The organism is Kiloniella litopenaei (assembly GCF_000982415.1).
GTDB lineage: Bacteria > Pseudomonadota > Alphaproteobacteria > Kiloniellales > Kiloniellaceae > Kiloniella > Kiloniella litopenaei.
In genome coordinates, this window is the sequence record NZ_LANI01000017.1 from 171,420 (window position 1) to 188,110 (window position 16,691).

Here is a 16,691-nt window from a genome sequence, read left to right on the forward strand (position 1 = left end):
AGTGGCAAATCTGTATATATTTACCAAGGATATCCCTTAACTATTAAAGAAATAACACCAAAGCCTTTATTTGGCCTTTTCGCAATGCAAAACTGTCGTTATTCTCCGCCTTTCATTAAGGCATTCGGCCCTTTTGACTACGCAACGATGATATTTTGAGGTATCGCTATGACCGGCCCGCTTTTTAGAGGCTCTTTTCCAGCTCTTGCAACACCCATGCTTGAAAATGGTGATGTTGACGAGAAACGGTTTCAGAACTTCGTACAGTGGCAGATCGATCAAGGGAGCCACGCGGTATGCCCCGTCGGAACTACGGGGGAATCGCCAACCCTAGGTCACGACGAACATAAACGTGTAACAGAACTCTGTCTGGAAGTAGCAAAGGGCAAGGTACCGGTTATTGCTGGTGCTGGGTCTAACTCTACACGTGAAGCCATTGATTTCACCCGCCATGCTCAAGAGGTTGGCGCAGATGCTGCCCTTGTTGTGACCCCTTATTACAACAAGCCTTCACAAGAAGGGCTTTTCCAGCACTTTAAAGCTATTCACGATAATACAGATATTCCTATTATCCTGTATGATGTACCGGGCCGTAGCATTGTAAATATAGATGTAGAGACGGTTAAACGACTTTCAGAGTTGCCCCGTATTCAAGGGATAAAAGATGCGACGGCAGATTTGGCATTACCCGTAAGAACACGCCTTGCCTGTGGTGACGACTTTACATTGTTGAGTGGCGAAGATGCGACAATCGTACCTTTCCTTTCTCTTGGTGGACACGGTTGTATTTCTGTGACGGCCAATATAGCGCCTAAACTTTGCTCAGACCTGCATGAAGCCTGGTGGGCAGGGGATTATGAGAAAGTCAGCCAAATTAATGACATCCTGACACCTCTGCACGAGGTTCTCTTTATAGAGTCAAGTCCAGGACCCGTTAAATATGGTATGAGCCTTTTGGGATGGGGTGCTAATCGTCTTCGTTTACCACTTTTACCCGTAAGTAAGGAAACCGAAGATCGCGTTCGTGCGGCTATGGCGCATGCAGGTCTAATCGACGGTTAAGTTTATGGCTAAGTCAAAAAAGAAAAGCGCTTCGTCTGGAAAAGGAAATACGGTCGCGGTTAATCGCCGCGCTCGTTACGATTATAATATCGAAGACACCCTAGAGGCTGGTTTGGTTCTGACTGGGACAGAGGTAAAATCTCTTCGTACAGGCAAGGCATCTATACAAGAAGCCTATGCCAGTGAAGAAGAGGGCGAGTTCTTTTTGATAAATGCCAACATACCTGTTTATGAGGCAGCAAACCGTTTTAATCACGAACCGAAGCGTCATCGGAAATTGCTTGTTCATCGTAAAGAGCTGGCAAAGATGATCGGGCTTTGTCGCAGGGATGGTTATACTATTGTGCCAATGTCTCTTTATTTTAACGACAGAGGTATTGCCAAAATTAATCTGGGCTTTGCACGTGGTAAGAAAGCTGTCGACAAACGTCACACAGAAAAAGAACGAGATTGGAAACGTCAGCAATCTCGTATTCTTAGGGATCGTGGATAAGAATTTCGGATCACCATAAATATTTAAAAAAGGGGCCATGGAATTTCCCATGGCCCCTTTTGTTTTTTTTAGCGGATTGACATTTTAGTCTCTGTCATCGACATCATCATAATCTTCATCATCGTCGTAATATTCGTCATCGTAATCGTCTTCATCAACCGGTTGTTCATCCAGTGCCTGAATAGGATTAGGGGGCGACGGGCGATTGTCGGACACTTTTCGGCCGACTTCGCTTTTGAGTTCGATAAGATCAAGGAAGATGTCTGCTTGGCGCCGAAGTTCGTCAGCTATCATCGAAGGTTGACTGCGAACTGTAGAGACAACTGTGACTTTAACGCCTTTGCGTTGAACGGCTTCGATAAGTCTTCTGAAATCTCCGTCACCAGAAAATAGAACTATATGCTCAATATGTTCTGACATTTCCATGACATCAATTGCCAATTCAATGTCCATATTTCCCTTGATCTTTTTACGACCAGCAGCGTCTGTAAATTCTTTCGCTGGCTTCGTAACCATTGTGTAACCATTGTAGTCAAGCCAATCAACAAGCGGGCGTATGGGGGAATATTCCTGATCTTCGATTAAGGCTGTATAGTAAAAGGCGCGTACCAGGCTGCACTGTTCTGCGAATAGAGATAAAAGCCTTTTGTAATCAATATCAAATCCCAGTGCGCGCGCGGTGGCATATAAATTAGATCCATCAATGAATAAGGCTACGCGTTCCTGAGGATAAAATTTCATTTTTAAATCCTTAAATAAAAATATTTTAAAAATATTCAGAATATAAATTTAACGATGATTATACGGTGATAAATTTTAAGTAACAGCTCTCGTGAAATTATATTCTTTCGATATTGTTATAAGCTTACTCTTTTTTGTTCGCCTATCAACAATCAAATTAAAGTAAAAATACATTAAAAGGTAATTAAAATTATAATTTTAGCTGTTTTTGGTGGTTGTAAGTACGACGTTCTAATTTAACAGGAATTACCGCAGATTATACACTTTTTACTTGTGGAGCTTCTCTTTGTGAAAAGGGAAGGGGGGGCACATAATACCAGTTAGTTCTTCTTTATCTGTAATTCATTTACTGTTGAGAAAGTTCTTTTGCGTAAATCCGTTTGGTTTGGGCTTCAATCAACTGCTTTAAGTTTTGCCCGGATGTGATAAGTAGCAGGTCAATTGAACGTAAATATCATTTTAAGGTAAGAGCCAAGTGATCATTATTGCAATTGGGGCTAACCTAGAGAGTCCCAAATACGGTCTTCCTTTGCAAACATGCAAAAAAGCCCTTGAAAGGCTGGAAGAGCTTGGGGTTGAAATCGTGAGACAATCAAGGTGGTTGAAAACGGCACCAGTGCCGATTTCTGATGCCCCGTGGTATGTAAATGCGGTCGCGCAAATCAAGACCGCTTTACCCCCCAATGAACTCCTGGAATTACTTCACCGTATCGAAGATGAGTTTGGTCGTGTTAGACCTTTTGTTAACGCTCCACGTATACTTGATCTGGACTTGATTGCCTATGACGATTTTATAAGCACACCGGGTGATCATCTTGTTGTTCCCCATCCGCGCATGCATGAGCGTGCTTTTGTTCTTTTGCCTTTGTTAGATATTGACGAAGACTGGCTTCACCCAGTGATTGGCAAAACAGCTAAAGAACTTTCCAAAACCATACCGGTGGATCAGGAAGCAATAGAATATTCAGATAATTCTTCGGAAAATTAAACAGATTGATAAAATGAAGTTTTTTAGCGGAATTATGTTGATTATCCTTGCGTTCTCGTGATCCCGTTCATATATTGCACCGATTCAATACCCCCTTACGGGTGAACTACGACTATTGGAGTTATCATCTATGGCACGCGTTACCGTCGAAGATTGTGTAGAAAAAGTTCCTAATCGCTTTGAACTTGTTATGCTTTCAGCCCAACGTGCACGGGAAATCGTATCTGGCGCTCCACTTACTGTAGAGCGCGATAACGATAAAAACGCCGTCGTTTCTCTTCGTGAAATCGCAGAAGAGACAATCAGCCTTGATGCTGTGAAGTCTTCTTTGGTCCAAGGTTTGCAAAAACAGGCAGCATTTTCTGAAGTGGATGAAGATGAGCCTGAGTTTGATGCAATTGGTCCAGAAGCGCTTATCGCTGCTGATGCTGGTGAACAGTATGCAAACGCTGACGGTATGTCTGTTGAGGATACACCAACTGAACTTGCTAAAGATTCTGAGTAAATAAACTCTGTTTAGCAAATAATTCTAAGAATATAGCCTTCCAGAGCTTGGCCTACGCCTTTTCCCGGCGTATCATTTTCTGGAAGGCTATATTTTTGCATAAGGGCTGTTTGATCCACCATGATCCGTCAGTTTGAGTTGGTTGAGCGCGTTAAGTCATACGATCATGACGCAGATGAAGATGCTATAAACAGAGCGTACGTTTTTGCGACCAAGTATCATGGGTCACAAAAGCGGGCATCTGGCGATCCTTATTTTTCGCACCCGGTTGAAGTCGCAGGTATCCTGACGGACCTGAAGCTGGATCATAATTCTATTATTACAGCCCTGTTGCATGATGTTGTGGAAGATACCGAGGCCAGTCTGGAGACGGTGGAAAAGGCGTTCGGTACACATATTGCCAGACTTGTTGACGGGGTGACAAAACTTACACGCCTTGAGCTTCAATCAGAAGAGAGTAAATACGCCGAGAACTTTCGCAAACTTGTTCTCGCCATGTCGGATGACATTCGCGTGTTACTGGTCAAGTTGGCGGATCGTTTGCACAATATGCAAACGCTTAAATATATCAAAAAAGAGGAAAAACGCCGCCGTATCGCTCGTGAAACTATGGATATCTATGCGCCGCTGGCCGAACGGATCGGTATGCATAGATTCAAAGATCAACTGGAAGATCTTTCCTTTGCCGAACTTAATCCGGAAGCTCGAGAATCTATTGTTAAGCGTTTAGAATTCCTCAAAGGTGAAGATGAAGATAATCTTGCCAAAAAGATTATTGATGAACTGAACAGGGTGATAAAAGCCCAGGGGATTGAAGGCGAAGTCTTTGGTCGCCTAAAAGCGCCATATTCAATCTGGAAGAAAATGCAGCGTAAAGCTGTCACCTTTGAGCAGCTTTCAGATATTATGGCATTTCGTCTTATCGTAAAGGATATGGCCAACTGTTATCAGGCGTTGGGGGTGATACACGGTAGTTACCCAGTGGTACCAGGACGTTTCAAAGATTATATATCTACGCCAAAACCTAATGGTTACAAGTCGATCCATACCTGTGTGATTGGTCCGGAAAAGCACAAAATTGAAGTGCAGATCCGTACGGCAGAAATGCATGATATTGCTGAGATGGGGGTTGCTGCTCACTGGTCTTACAAACAGGGCGGGGAGCATATGGAGGGGCGTCAATACCGCTGGCTCCGTGAGCTACTGGATATTCTGGACCATGCCTCTAACCCCGAAGAGTTTCTGGAACATACCAAGATGGAAATGTTCCAGGATCAGGTTTTCTGCTTTACGCCAAAAGGGGCGTTACTTTCCCTGCCGAGTGGGTCAACCCCGATTGATTTTGCCTATGCAGTTCATACAGAGGTAGGAAATACCTGTGTTGGCGCCAAGGTTAACGGGCGCATGGTTCCCTTTAGGTCCATTCTGCATAATGGTGATCAGGTTCAAATTCTAACATCAAAGAATCAAAGCCCTTCACCGGATTGGGAAAAGTTTGTTGTTTCCGGTAAAGCCAAAGCCTGTATTCGCCGCTATATAAGACTTCAAGAGCGGGATCAATATAGCTCTCTCGGGCATCAGATGGTTCAGAAAATCTTCCGTCAGGAAGGTTACGAGTTTACTGAAAAAGGTATTGAAGGCATTCTCGGCAAGTTCCACATGGATCAGGCTGAAGATTTATATGTCAGTGTCGGGCAGGGACATCATACGGCCCGTGAAGTGTTGGTTGCTGTTTATCCTGGTGCACGTGTTCTGCCAAAATCCCCGAGCCCGGGCACACAGCGTAAGAAGCAAAAATCATCCGGTGCCAAAGACAATGCCCTTCCCATTAAGGGGCTTATTCCGGGAATGGCCGTGCACTATGCCCGTTGCTGTCACCCATTGCCTGGTGATCGCATTGTCGGCATTGTTACCACTGGTAAGGGGGTTACGATCCATACGATCGATTGCGATAATCTTGTGAATTATCAGGATACGCCAGAACGATGGATTGATGTTTCATGGGATTCCATGGAAGTTGAAGGGCCGCAACATACGGGGCGCCTCAAGCTTATTGTAGCCAACGAACCCGGTTGCCTTGGTAACCTATCGGTTGTTATTGGTAAAAATCAGGGGAACATCAGTAACCTGAAGATTGTTCATCGTTCCATGGATTTCTTTGAAATGAGGATTGATGTTGAGGTTACCGACGTAAAACATCTGGCTGATATTACCGCAGCGCTGCGGGCTATGTCTGTTGTTAACTCTGTTGAGCGGGCCAGAAATTGACGATTTTTTCTTCCTGTTACAACACGCCGACAGCGAGTTTGTGATGATATTGGGAATTGGTAATGACCTGGTCGATATCAGACGTATTGAAAAGTCACTGTCAAAATACGGGGACCGATTTGTTCAGCGGGTTTTTACGGATGAGGAAAAGAAGAGGGCAGAATCTCGCCCTGATCCGGCGGCAACCTATGCCAAACGTTTTGCCGTAAAAGAGGCCTGTGCCAAAGCACTTGCTACTGGTTTGTGGCGGCAAGGGGTTCTCTTTACTGATATTGGTGTTACAAATAATTCAAATGGTCAGCCCGTATTGGTACTAACCGGGGCTGCGCAGGAACATTTGAAGAATATTGTCCCAAAGGGGATGACAGCTCAGTTACATGTGACTATATCTGACGATTATCCGCACGCGCAGGCTTTTGTAATCATTTCTGCGGTGCCGGAGAAAAGTTAAAATATTGGGTAATTTTTTATCTGATTGACATAATGATGGAATGAACAAAATGACAACTGGGTCAGAAGACGTGGAAAAAACAAAAGAAGATGAAGGTGTTGTCAAGACAGTTGTCTATGCACTGTTGATCGCCTTGACCGTACGAACATTCCTTTTTGAGCCTTTTAACATTCCATCGAGTTCAATGAAACCGACGCTTTTGATCGGTGATTATCTGTTTGTCTCTAAATATTCCTATGGCATCAGTAAATATTCGTTCCCCTTTGGGGCGAAGATTTTTGGTGACAGTTTTGAAGGTCGTATTCTTGGAAGCGAACCCGAGCGGGGCGATGTTATCGTTTTCAGACAGCCTACCAATATAAACATTGATTATATCAAGCGTCTGATTGGGCTGCCTGGTGACATGATTCAAGTAAAACAAGGACAACTCTACATTAATAACGAAATCGTTCCGCGAAAACTTGTCAGAATTGGTGACGGTCGCGATGGAATCCCTCTCAATGTCAGAGAATACGAAGAAACATTGCCCAATGGTGTTAAGCATTTAATCTGGGAAAGAAGTGATGATTGGTCTTTAGATAACTTTGGACCTTATCTTGTACCAAACGGGTATTATTTTTTTATGGGGGATAACCGCGATAATAGTAAAGATAGCCGAGTCTTGCATGAAGTTGGGCCGGTTCCTTACGAAAACTTTATCGGTCGGGCTGATATGTTGTTCTTTTCTCATCGTGGTGATGATGGTGGCGAAGACTATGGCGATTGGTGGGAAGTTTGGAAGTGGCCATCAATGATCAGATTTGGGCGTATTTTTAATGCCATCGACTAATATATCTTATGCCGACAGCATCGCTTCGGTTACGGTAATACTAGAACACAAGTTTGATCGTCCAGAATTAATCAAACAGGCACTAACACACCCCAGTGCCTGTGGTCGTAATTTAATAGTATCTGATAGCTACGAAAGACTGGAATTTCTGGGGGATCGTGTTCTGGGGCTTGTGATTGCCGATATGCTCTTGCATTCTTTCCCAAAAGAGAGCGAAGGTTCGCTGGCGAAACGTTTTACCGCCTTGGTTCGCCGTGAAGCTCTTGCGCTTGTGGCGAAAAAACTTGGCTTTGATAAGTTGATTGTTCTTGCAAAGGGTGAAGAGGAAAGTGGTGAACGCGAAAACCCGGCACTTCAGGCTGACGTTTGCGAATCATTGATCGGCGCGCTTTATCTGGATGCAGGTTATGATGCCGCCTTAAGGTTTATTCAAAAAAACTGGAAACCGCTTTTAAACCAGGATTTGTCGCCTCCACAGGATGCAAAATCAACCCTTCAGGAATGGGCGCAGGGGAGAGGTTTGCCACTACCAACTTATAAAGAAGTTTCTCGCTCTGGCCCGCCGCATGCCCCCCTTTTTAATATCCAGGTTTCTGTTAAGGGTCTTGACCCTGTCATTAAACAGGGAAATTCAAAACGTAAGGGCGAGCAGGAAGCGGCAAAAGAGCTCTTAAGATTTATCAGCGAAAATGGCATGTAACGATGAGCAACAAAGAAGAAACTCCTTCTGATTTAAAAGATGCGCTTGGTACCCAGTTACCCGCAGATATGAGGTGCGGGTTTATCGCGTTGATCGGCGCACCAAATGCTGGCAAATCTACGTTAATGAACCGCATGGTCGGGGGTAAAGTTTCTATTGTTACCCATAAGGTGCAAACCACACGATCACAAATTCGCGGTATTGCGATGCATAAAAATGCTCAACTGATATTTGTTGATACACCGGGGATTTTTGCACCCAAAAAACGTCTCGAACGCGCCATGGTTTCTTCCGCTTGGCAGGGGGCAGGGGATGCTGAAATTATTGTTGTTTTACACGATGCATCCAGAAAGAAAATTGGCGAAGATACCCGTGCTATTATCTCTGGATTAGAAACGCAAAGTAAAAAAGCCATTCTGGCGCTGAATAAAATTGATTCTATCAAGCCGGAAAAGCTCTTGGCCTTGGCACAAGAATTTATGGAAATGGGGGTTTTCTCGGAAATCTTTATGATTTCTGCGCAAGAGGGCGACGGGGTCAATGATTTGCTGGACCATTTGGCAAGCACGGTTCCGGAAGGTATGTGGCTCTACCCTGAAGATCAATTATCTGATCATCCAATGCGATCTATCGCGGCAGAGATTACCCGTGAAAAACTTTTTCTCAACCTTCATGACGAGCTACCTTATAATCTGACGGTTGAAACTGATAGCTGGGAAGATTTTGACGATGGAAGTGTCAAAATATCACAGACAATCTATGTTCAGCGTGAACAGCACAAGGCAATGTGCTTGGGAAAAGGTGGGCGAACAATCAAGTTGATCCGTTCCAAGGCCCAGCAAGACTTGCAAGAAACGATTGAGCGCAAAGTTCATCTTTTTCTTTACGTCAAAGTACGTGAAAAATGGGCTGATGACCCCGAAAGATACCGTGAAATGGGGCTGGATTTTAACAGTTAAGCACAAGCATGCTTGCTGTAGTTGCGGAACATTTCGTGTATTCTTTTTCTGGATCTCTGGTTTGGAAATAGTTAGTATGTTCACCTGTTGTTCTTTTGAGGTTGGGTGATGATACATTGGGAAGATGAGGGGATACTTCTTTCTGCACGGCCATTTGGAGAAAATGATCTGGTTGCACAGGTACTAACCCGTCAACACGGACGACATGCGGGATTGGTTCGGGGGGGGCAAAGTCTCAAAAAACGTTCGACTTACGAACCTGGTAACCGTTTACATGTTCGGTGGGGCGGGCGTTTGTCGGAACACCTGGGACATTACGATGCCGAGGTCTTGGATAATATTTCAGGCCGCCTTTTTGACGAACCGGGGCGTCTTGCCGCATTGTTATCAGCGGCTGCAATTTGCGAACAATCAGTACCAGAGAGAGAGGAAAACCCATCTTTTTTCGAAGGCTTTTTAGTGCTGCTTGAACATTTGGAAAGCGACTTTTGGGGGGAGATTTATGTGCGTTGGGAACTGGCACAGCTCTCTGCCCTTGGCTTTGGTATTGATTTGAGCGCATGTGCCGGTGGTGGAAATAATGACCAGTTGGCATACATAAGTCCCAAATCTGGCCGAGCAGTATCTTTAGCTGCCGGAGAACCCTACAAGGACAAGCTTTTTCCTCTCCCCATGTTTTTACTCGGTCAGGGCGGAGGAGGCATAACGGAAATCTATCAAGGCCTTGAAATCGCGGGGCATTTTTTGGAACGCCATCTGTTCCATCCCCATGATAAAACATTGCCATCTGTGAGAGATCGGCTTGTCGAAAATTTTTCTTAATTATAATTTGTGAAAACCAAATGCATACCATAGCATGTGCTCCTTGATTTCTCTGGAGGCAGTTTGAGTGCATAATTCTGTGCGTATTATCCTTATTGGGTGTTTGCTGTTTTTTTCTTTTTTCTCACGTGCTGATGAAGAAGAAAGGCAACCATTCAAAATTGCATATGCAGAATCCTGGGCGCCAATTTCTGTTGGTTCCGCAAATACTGTAACAGGTATCCTTCCAGAGCTAATGGATATTGTTATAGATAAAAAAATGGGGATTCCGGTAAAGCATCAAGGGCTTCCCTGGGCAAGAGCGCAAGAAGCTGTCAGGTCAGGAGAGGTCGATGCCTTTATAACAACGCCAACACCAGAACGTTTAAAATTTACCCGTGCCTCGAAAAACGTTGTCTTTACTTTGAATTTTCAACCAATTGTTAGAATTAATTCAGATGAGGAACATCTGCTTAAGTCTGAAAAAGACATTAATACTATTCTCAAGTCTAAAAAATATTGTGATGTTCTTGGGAATGGATGGGCTGAAAATTTTTATAAGGTAAAGAACCTGAAGTATCTGGTTGTTCCGACGCTTGATATTTGCCTGAAACATTTGGCGCAAGGGCAAATAGATATAATTATTCACGCAGCCCCCGTTTCTTTAAGTTTTATACAGAAACTCGGCATGGGAAAACAGCTAACAGTTTTACCTATTGTTATTTCTTCCAGTCCTGCCTTTCCTCTTTTAGTGTCTAATGAATCATCTTTTGGACAGGATTTTTTAAATGAATTTGACCACACTGTTTCAAATATGAAGCAACAGGGTATGTGGGATGAATTGGTGAACTTGTCTTCTTTTATCACGAATTGATGATTTCTTTTTCTTAACAGCCCCTTATTCATATCTAAATTCACTCAAACAAGTTGCTTCGCCGGAACTGTTAGGTAAAATACCGGAAGAGTTTGTGAGGGGTATATGAGCAGTTCTTCAGATAGAGTTCCGTCCCAGGAAATTCGGGATATTCGTTTCGTTGATGCACTTTCTGATCGGTATCTCAGTTATGCACTATCAACTATCATGTCCAGGTCCTTGCCGGATGTTCGTGATGGTTTGAAGCCTGTCCATCGACGTCTTCTCTATGCGATGCGACAACTGAAACTTGATCCGGGGTCAGGTTTTAAAAAGTCTGCCCGTGTTGTCGGTGATGTGATGGGTAAATTTCACCCTCATGGCGACCAATCAATCTACGATGCTCTGGTTAGACTGGCACAGGAATTTTCCCTTAGATTTCCGCTGATTGATGGTCAGGGGAATTTCGGGAATATTGACGGTGATAATGCTGCTGCAATGCGGTATACAGAAGCTCGTCTGACGGCTATTGCCGGGGAGCTTCTCAGGGATATTGATCAAGATACTGTCGATATGCGTCCAACATACGACGGTGAATCTGACGAACCCTGTATTCTGCCATCTGCTTTTCCTAATCTCTTGGCAAATGGTGCACAGGGAATTGCCGTGGGAATGGCAACATCAATACCGCCCCATAATGTTGGCGAAATATGTGACGCCCTTCTCTATATGATCAAAACCCCGAATGTGGGGTTTGATAAACTTATTGATTTTATTCCCGGACCTGATTTCCCGACAGGCGGCGTCATGGTCGAAGGGCGTGATGCGGTATTGCAGGCCTATAGCACGGGCCGAGGATCTTTCCGTGTGCGGGCTAAATGGGAAACAGAAGACCTGAAGGCCGGACAGTATCAGATTGTGATCACTGAAATTCCGTTTCAGGTTCAAAAATCAAAACTGATCGAGAAAATTGCCGAGCTTATTAACAATAAAAAGCTCTTCCTTCTCAATGATGTTCGCGATGAATCTGCCGAAGATATTCGCGTTGTTCTGGAACCGAAAAGCCGTAATGTTGACCCTGTTGTCTTGATGGAATCATTATTTAAACTGACCGAGCTGGAAAGCCGGGCAAGCTTAAATATGAATGTTCTTGATGCTGATCAGGTGCCGCGGGTAATGAACCTGCGCGAAGTTTTACAGGCATTTCTGGATCATCGTCATGTCATTCTTGTTCGGGCCAGTAACTTCCGACTGGGCAAGATTGCAACCCGTCTTGAGATTCTCGAAGGTTATTTAATTGCCTATCTTAATCTGGATGAAGTCATCAAGATCATCAGGGAAGAAGACAAGCCGAAACAGGCTTTGATGAAACGCTTCTCTCTCTCAGAAGTACAGGCAGAGGCTATTCTCAACATGCGCTTGCGCGCCTTGAGAAAGCTTGAAGAGATTGCCATCAAAGGTGAGCATGCAGACTTGACTGCCGAAAAAGCAGATCTCGAAGATATTCTGGCCCGTGAAGAGCGCCGATGGGAAATTGTCGGCAATCAAATTAAAGACCTGCGCAAAGCCTATGGGCAAAAAACAGAACTTGGCAAGCGTCGCACAGAAGTTGCTGATGCGCCAACCGATGTTATTGTGCCACTTGAGGCCGTAATTGAAAAAGAACCTTTGACGATCCTTTGCTCTGAAAAGGGATGGATACGTGCGCTGAAAGGTCATCAGGAAGATACAAGTGATGCCAAGTATAAAGAGGGCGACACCGGACGTTTCTCTATTTTGGCGCAAACAACGGACAAGCTTCTCGTTTTTGCAAGTAATGGCCGGTTCTATACATTAGGCGCTGATAAGTTGCCGGGTGGCCGCGGTTTTGGTGAACCTTTAAGTTTAATTCTGGATCTACCAAATGATCAGGAAATTGTCGATATCCTTGTTTATCGCCCTGGGCAAAAACTGCTCTTGGCATCTACAGATGGTAGAGGCTTCCAGATTAATGAAAATGATGTCATTGCCCAAACTCGTACTGGTAAGCAGGTTTTGAATGTTGCTGAGGGAGCAAGTGCTTTCATCTGCTACCAGATTGGCGAACATGATGATATGGTTGCTGTTATCGGCGAGAACAGAAAACTTCTGGTCTTTAAGCTAGAAGAATTACCGGAAATGGCCAGAGGTCGCGGTGTTATTCTTCAGAAATACAGAGATGGCGGCCTGTCAGATATTAAAACTTTTAAAAATGGCATGGAAAAAGGTGAGGGACTGACCTGGTGTGATACATCCGGCCGCACCTGGACCCGTAATGAAATCATAGATTGGCACGGCCGCAGAGCGAGTGCAGGACGCCTGCCACCTACTGGGTTCCCAAGAACAAATAAGTTCAGGTAAAGTAAATAATAAAGTTATGTGAAATTTTACTTAAATATACATTGGTGTTTATTTGTTTAATTTCGAAATTATTTATTTTCATGCCATCTTTGAGATTTGATTTGGTGTTTTATTGGTTTTTATTGTATGATCTCTTTAAGTTGCGATTAACGTAACATGGATCAATATAAACACTTAAATGTCAGGTTTAAATATATGCCCCTTAGTGCTGAAGATGATAAACTTGATCAGGTATTCAAGGATCTTCCAATAGGGAGAGATCGTGATCAGTTTTTAAGAGAATTGTTAAGGGAGTTGGCAAAATCTCTTGAAGATGTTGTCGGTATGGAACAGGCATCGGGCTTTATAAGCATCGTTGGGCATAGACTTGGGTCTGTTATGGATCAAGAATATCGAGAGCAATTTTCCTCAGATAAACTTGACCTACCACATGTGGTCCATGCTCTGGTCGATTTAAAGCGCAGGATCAATGGTGGTTTTTCTATTGAAAGTTTCGATGCCAACAAGATTGTATTGATTAATAATAAATGTCCCTTTGGACGGTTTGTCGATGGACGTCAATCATTATGCATGATGACGTCAAACGTTTTTGGTCGTATAACCTCTGCTAATTTAGGTTATGCACGGGTTAATTTGGAAAAAACAATTGCTTTGGGGGATAAAGGGTGCCGTGTCGTTATATATCTTTCTCCCCAAATACAAAACGATGATACTACGATGAGTGAGGGCGCACGTGAGTATTTCGGAGATTAATACTTGGTCCTCTCAAGAAAATGAAAATGCTATTATTCAGGCTTTTGAGTTCATCAAAGACCCTATTATTGTTTGTCGCCCGGACAGCACTGTTCTTGCAATTAATAAGGCAGCACTTAATTTATTCTCTTCTTTAGAGGTTTTACCGGAAGCGGGGAATAAACTCATCAGTTTTTCCTACAATAAAGAAAAGTTATTATCTTTATTGAATATCGCAAAAGCGGTTACTGGACATATCCCATTACCCATCAGTTTTGCACAGGAATTAACTCGTGACCAAAGACAGAGAAATGTCGAAGGGCTTGTCGCGCGACGCATATCTGTCAACGGGGCATGTCCCTTAATACTTATTGAAAAAGCTCCTACAGGAGGGATGGTTACAAAATTACACCACCTTCAAGAAGAACTAGAGACAGCAAAGAGAGTTCTCAAACTTGAAAAAAAATTACGTCTTCAGCTTGAAAGTGAATACCAGAGCCTTGATCGCTTCTCGGCCATTGCTGCACATGATCTGAAGTCCCCTATTGGTCATATAGTAACATCCCTTTCTTATCTAAAGAACAGGTGGGAAAAAACGCTGCCTGCGAAAGAACTTGAATGGCTTGATCTTCTGGAAGCATCTGGTTTGCGACTTGAAACCCTTATTGATGATTTGTTGCTATATACACGGAGTGTAAATTCAGAAATTACACTTGAAGATGTTGATTTAAATGACCTCCTTGATGGTATCGTTACTGATCTTGGAGACGAAGTGCTAAAGGCATCCGCAACGATCTCAATTGATCAATTACCAATAATAAAGGCTGACTTGTCTCTTTCTAGGCTTGTTTTCCAAAACCTTATACTCAATGCCATAAAGTTTAGGGATGCAGACCGAGAACCCTTTGTTAAAATATCCAGCGGTGTCGATGAAGAGGGGGCAACTCATATTATCGTTAGCGACAACGGCATGGGCTTTGATAATCGAATGGCCAAGACTATGTTTTCCCCGTTTAAACGCTTGGAGACTGATCGAAAAATTGACGGTCATGGGTTAGGGTTAGCCACAGTAGATCAAATTATTCAGCATCACGGTTGGTCCATATTTGTTGATGGAAAAAAGGGGGTTGGTGCCACCTTTAAAATTATTATTCCAGCAGAAGCATAAAATAATTGCCGTGCCTTTGGTGTCGTAACCATTAAAATTTTTATTCTTTAGTTTTCCACGATAAAAAGAAGTGTGACATATAAAGTATTATACCCCCGGCCAATAACCCCCAAAAAGCACCGGAAATACCAAAAAAAGAAACGCCTGAGGCCGTCACTAGGAAAGTAACCGCCGACGCTTCTCTGCTGTCTGTATCATCAAATGCTGCTAAAGATGCATTTGAAAAAGCCCCAATTAAAGCAAGTCCTGCAACGGCAGCGATCAAAATACTGGGGGCTATCACTGCGAATGTTGTGACAAGGCCAGATAACAATCCAAATATGATATAGCCAATACCACTTATGACGGCTGACCAATATCTTTTTTTGGGATCAGGATGCGCATCTTCGCTTGCACACATTGCGGCTGTGATTGCCGCCAGATTTACAGCATGCCCGCCAAATAAAGCGCTAATACCTGAAAACAGACCTGTAAAAGCAATTAAAGGGCCTGATTTTGGTGTGTAGTTATGAACTTTGAGAACAGCAACACCCGGAACATTTTGTGAAGCCATTGTCACAATAAAAAGCGGGATCGTAATGCCAATTAACCCGGCTATCGAAAATTCAGGTATGATAATCGTAAATGATGGAACAATGTTGCGGAACATCTCACTTTGATCAGCGGTTGAAAAATCAATGCCAAAGGTCATTATCAATATTAGTGCTATAAGTGCTGCGGGAACTGCTAGTAGCTTATTTATGCGACCTGCCACGATCCAGGCCATAAGTATACAAAGCCCGAATAAAGGCTCTTCGGATATCGCTTTGATGGGGGCTAGACACAGCCCAAGTAGAATACCGGCAAGCATTGCATTTGCTAATGCTGAGGGGATTTTATTCACGGCCTTTTCCAGTGGTTTCCACAAGCCTGCTATAACAAATAATATTGCACAAAGTATAAACGAGCCAACAGCAACGGAAAAACCACCCGGAATAGTAGTTGTACTGGCCAATAATGCTGCACCCGGTGTTGACCAGGCAACACTAATGGGGAGCTTACTTTGCAAGCTCAATACAATCGCACATACCCCCATAGCGATTGACAATATCATCAATGCGGTCGCGGCTTGTTCTTCTGTCGCGCCGACTGCTCTTATTCCCTGAAGGACAACAGCAAAAGAACTGGCAAAACCAACAAATGCCACCAATAGTCCCATAAATAGACTTTGTAACGATAGGTCACGCAACATAAAAATCTCAATTTATATATTATAGATAATTTTTAAACTCTATCATATTAACCTAGCGGGTCAAATACTCTCTTTGTTTTAAATAAAGCATTGTTACAAAGTTATCTCGGAGGTGTGATTGAATAAAAAAGCCGCTGAAGTTTATCTTCAGCGGCTTTTTTTGATGTATCTTCAGGCTGTTTTATTTAGCCAAAGATAACTTTCGGTAACCAGGTTGCGAGTTCCGGAAAGAGCGCCAGAATAAGCAAGGCGATGATCTGGATAAAGACAAAGGGAATGACACCCTTGTAGATCTGCATTGTGGTCACTTCCTTTGGTGCCACCCCCCTTAGATAGAAGAGCGCAAAGCCAAAGGGAGGGGTGAGGAAGGATGTTTGCAGGTTCATTGCCATCATCACGCCGAGCCATACCGGGCTGATATCACTCATCAGCAGGATTGGGGCAACGATAGGCACCACGACAAAGGTAATTTCAATAAAGTCGAGGAAGAAACCAAGGATAAACATCACCAGCATCACGATCACAAGCGCA

At 43.6% G+C, this 16,691-nt stretch carries 17 protein-coding genes; 14 read left to right on the forward strand and 3 right to left on the reverse strand.

Annotation, left to right across the window (positions count from 1 at the left end):
• Positions 1-168 precede the first annotated feature (168 nt).
• Positions 169-1,062 (forward strand): 4-hydroxy-tetrahydrodipicolinate synthase, encoded by an 894-nt coding sequence (gene dapA, locus WH95_RS11705; RefSeq protein ID WP_046507258.1) that lies wholly within the window; start codon positions 169-171, stop codon positions 1,060-1,062.
• Between the two features lie 4 nt (positions 1,063-1,066).
• Complete coding sequence (gene smpB, locus WH95_RS11710; RefSeq protein WP_046507261.1) at positions 1,067-1,555, forward strand: SsrA-binding protein SmpB; 489 nt, start codon at positions 1,067-1,069, stop codon at positions 1,553-1,555.
• A gap of 84 nt (positions 1,556-1,639) precedes the next feature.
• Here the strand turns inward: smpB and WH95_RS11715 are convergent, their stop codons facing one another.
• Positions 1,640-2,296, reverse strand: a complete 657-nt coding sequence (locus tag WH95_RS11715) for a LabA-like NYN domain-containing protein (RefSeq protein ID WP_046507263.1) — start codon at positions 2,294-2,296, stop codon at positions 1,640-1,642.
• Between the two features lie 475 nt (positions 2,297-2,771).
• Here WH95_RS11715 and folK point away from each other — a divergent pair, with 475 nt between their 5' ends.
• The 12 genes from folK to WH95_RS11775 all read left to right on the forward strand — a co-directional run bounded on the left by folK (position 2,772) and on the right by WH95_RS11775 (position 14,929).
• On the forward strand, positions 2,772-3,284 hold the full coding sequence (gene folK, locus WH95_RS11720) for a 2-amino-4-hydroxy-6-hydroxymethyldihydropteridine diphosphokinase (protein WP_046507266.1): 513 nt from the start codon (positions 2,772-2,774) through the stop codon (positions 3,282-3,284).
• A 130-nt stretch (positions 3,285-3,414) separates the two neighbouring features.
• Positions 3,415-3,789, forward strand: coding sequence for a DNA-directed RNA polymerase subunit omega (rpoZ, locus tag WH95_RS11725; protein ID WP_046507269.1), 375 nt, complete (start codon positions 3,415-3,417; stop codon positions 3,787-3,789).
• A gap of 120 nt (positions 3,790-3,909) precedes the next feature.
• Positions 3,910-6,057 carry a RelA/SpoT family protein gene (locus WH95_RS11730; RefSeq protein WP_046507272.1) on the forward strand — a complete coding sequence of 716 codons (2,148 nt, stop codon included), beginning with the start codon at positions 3,910-3,912 and terminating at the stop codon, positions 6,055-6,057.
• A 43-nt stretch (positions 6,058-6,100) separates the two neighbouring features.
• Positions 6,101-6,508 (forward strand): holo-ACP synthase, encoded by a 408-nt coding sequence (gene acpS / locus WH95_RS11735; protein ID WP_046507372.1) that lies wholly within the window; start codon positions 6,101-6,103, stop codon positions 6,506-6,508.
• A gap of 49 nt (positions 6,509-6,557) precedes the next feature.
• Entirely contained in the window at positions 6,558-7,337 is a 780-nt protein-coding gene (gene lepB, locus WH95_RS11740; protein WP_046507374.1) for a signal peptidase I, read from the forward strand.
• Positions 7,324-8,037: a ribonuclease III gene (rnc, locus tag WH95_RS11745; protein ID WP_046507275.1), complete on the forward strand. Its 714-nt coding sequence runs from the start codon at positions 7,324-7,326 to the stop codon at positions 8,035-8,037. Before lepB ends, rnc begins: the two co-directional genes overlap by 14 nt.
• Positions 8,038-8,039: 2 nt before the next feature.
• Positions 8,040-8,996, forward strand: a complete 957-nt coding sequence (gene era / locus WH95_RS11750) for a GTPase Era (RefSeq protein WP_046507278.1) — start codon at positions 8,040-8,042, stop codon at positions 8,994-8,996.
• A 108-nt stretch (positions 8,997-9,104) separates the two neighbouring features.
• On the forward strand, positions 9,105-9,818 hold the full coding sequence (gene recO / locus WH95_RS11755; protein ID WP_113772016.1) for a DNA repair protein RecO: 714 nt from the start codon (positions 9,105-9,107) through the stop codon (positions 9,816-9,818).
• 79 nt (positions 9,819-9,897) lie between these two features.
• Positions 9,898-10,671, forward strand: coding sequence for a substrate-binding periplasmic protein (locus tag WH95_RS11760; RefSeq protein ID WP_245622968.1), 774 nt, complete (start codon positions 9,898-9,900; stop codon positions 10,669-10,671).
• A gap of 105 nt (positions 10,672-10,776) precedes the next feature.
• Positions 10,777-13,029, forward strand: coding sequence for a DNA topoisomerase IV subunit A (gene parC, locus WH95_RS11765; protein ID WP_046507283.1), 2,253 nt, complete (start codon positions 10,777-10,779; stop codon positions 13,027-13,029).
• Between the two features lie 195 nt (positions 13,030-13,224).
• Positions 13,225-13,782: a methanogen output domain 1-containing protein gene (locus WH95_RS11770; RefSeq protein ID WP_046507288.1), complete on the forward strand. Its 558-nt coding sequence runs from the start codon at positions 13,225-13,227 to the stop codon at positions 13,780-13,782.
• Positions 13,763-14,929: a sensor histidine kinase gene (locus WH95_RS11775; RefSeq protein WP_046507291.1), complete on the forward strand. Its 1,167-nt coding sequence runs from the start codon at positions 13,763-13,765 to the stop codon at positions 14,927-14,929. Before WH95_RS11770 ends, WH95_RS11775 begins: the two co-directional genes overlap by 20 nt.
• Positions 14,930-14,969: 40 nt before the next feature.
• On the opposite strand, the gene WH95_RS11780 is transcribed toward WH95_RS11775, so the two are convergent.
• A complete protein-coding gene (locus WH95_RS11780) occupies positions 14,970-16,160 on the reverse strand; it encodes a benzoate/H(+) symporter BenE family transporter (protein ID WP_046507293.1) in 1,191 nt (396 codons plus the stop codon).
• A 185-nt stretch (positions 16,161-16,345) separates the two neighbouring features.
• On the reverse strand, positions 16,346-16,691 hold a 346-nt coding region (locus tag WH95_RS11785), incomplete at its 5' end, for a TRAP transporter large permease subunit (protein WP_157845950.1).

Coding starts and splice junctions, on each gene's coding strand:
- dapA (WP_046507258.1), top strand. CDS start 169: ATGACCGGCCCGCTTTTTAGAGGCTCTTTTCCAGCTCTTGCAACACCC.
- smpB (WP_046507261.1), top strand. CDS start 1,067: ATGGCTAAGTCAAAAAAGAAAAGCGCTTCGTCTGGAAAAGGAAATACG.
- WH95_RS11715 (WP_046507263.1), bottom strand. CDS start 2,296: ATGAAATTTTATCCTCAGGAACGCGTAGCCTTATTCATTGATGGATCT.
- rpoZ (WP_046507269.1), top strand. CDS start 3,415: ATGGCACGCGTTACCGTCGAAGATTGTGTAGAAAAAGTTCCTAATCGC.
- WH95_RS11730 (WP_046507272.1), top strand. CDS start 3,910: ATGATCCGTCAGTTTGAGTTGGTTGAGCGCGTTAAGTCATACGATCAT.
- acpS (WP_046507372.1), top strand. CDS start 6,101: ATGATATTGGGAATTGGTAATGACCTGGTCGATATCAGACGTATTGAA.
- lepB (WP_046507374.1), top strand. CDS start 6,558: ATGACAACTGGGTCAGAAGACGTGGAAAAAACAAAAGAAGATGAAGGT.
- rnc (WP_046507275.1), top strand. CDS start 7,324: ATGCCATCGACTAATATATCTTATGCCGACAGCATCGCTTCGGTTACG.
- era (WP_046507278.1), top strand. CDS start 8,040: ATGAGCAACAAAGAAGAAACTCCTTCTGATTTAAAAGATGCGCTTGGT.
- recO (WP_113772016.1), top strand. CDS start 9,105: ATGATACATTGGGAAGATGAGGGGATACTTCTTTCTGCACGGCCATTT.
- parC (WP_046507283.1), top strand. CDS start 10,777: ATGAGCAGTTCTTCAGATAGAGTTCCGTCCCAGGAAATTCGGGATATT.
- WH95_RS11770 (WP_046507288.1), top strand. CDS start 13,225: ATGCCCCTTAGTGCTGAAGATGATAAACTTGATCAGGTATTCAAGGAT.
- WH95_RS11780 (WP_046507293.1), bottom strand. CDS start 16,160: ATGTTGCGTGACCTATCGTTACAAAGTCTATTTATGGGACTATTGGTG.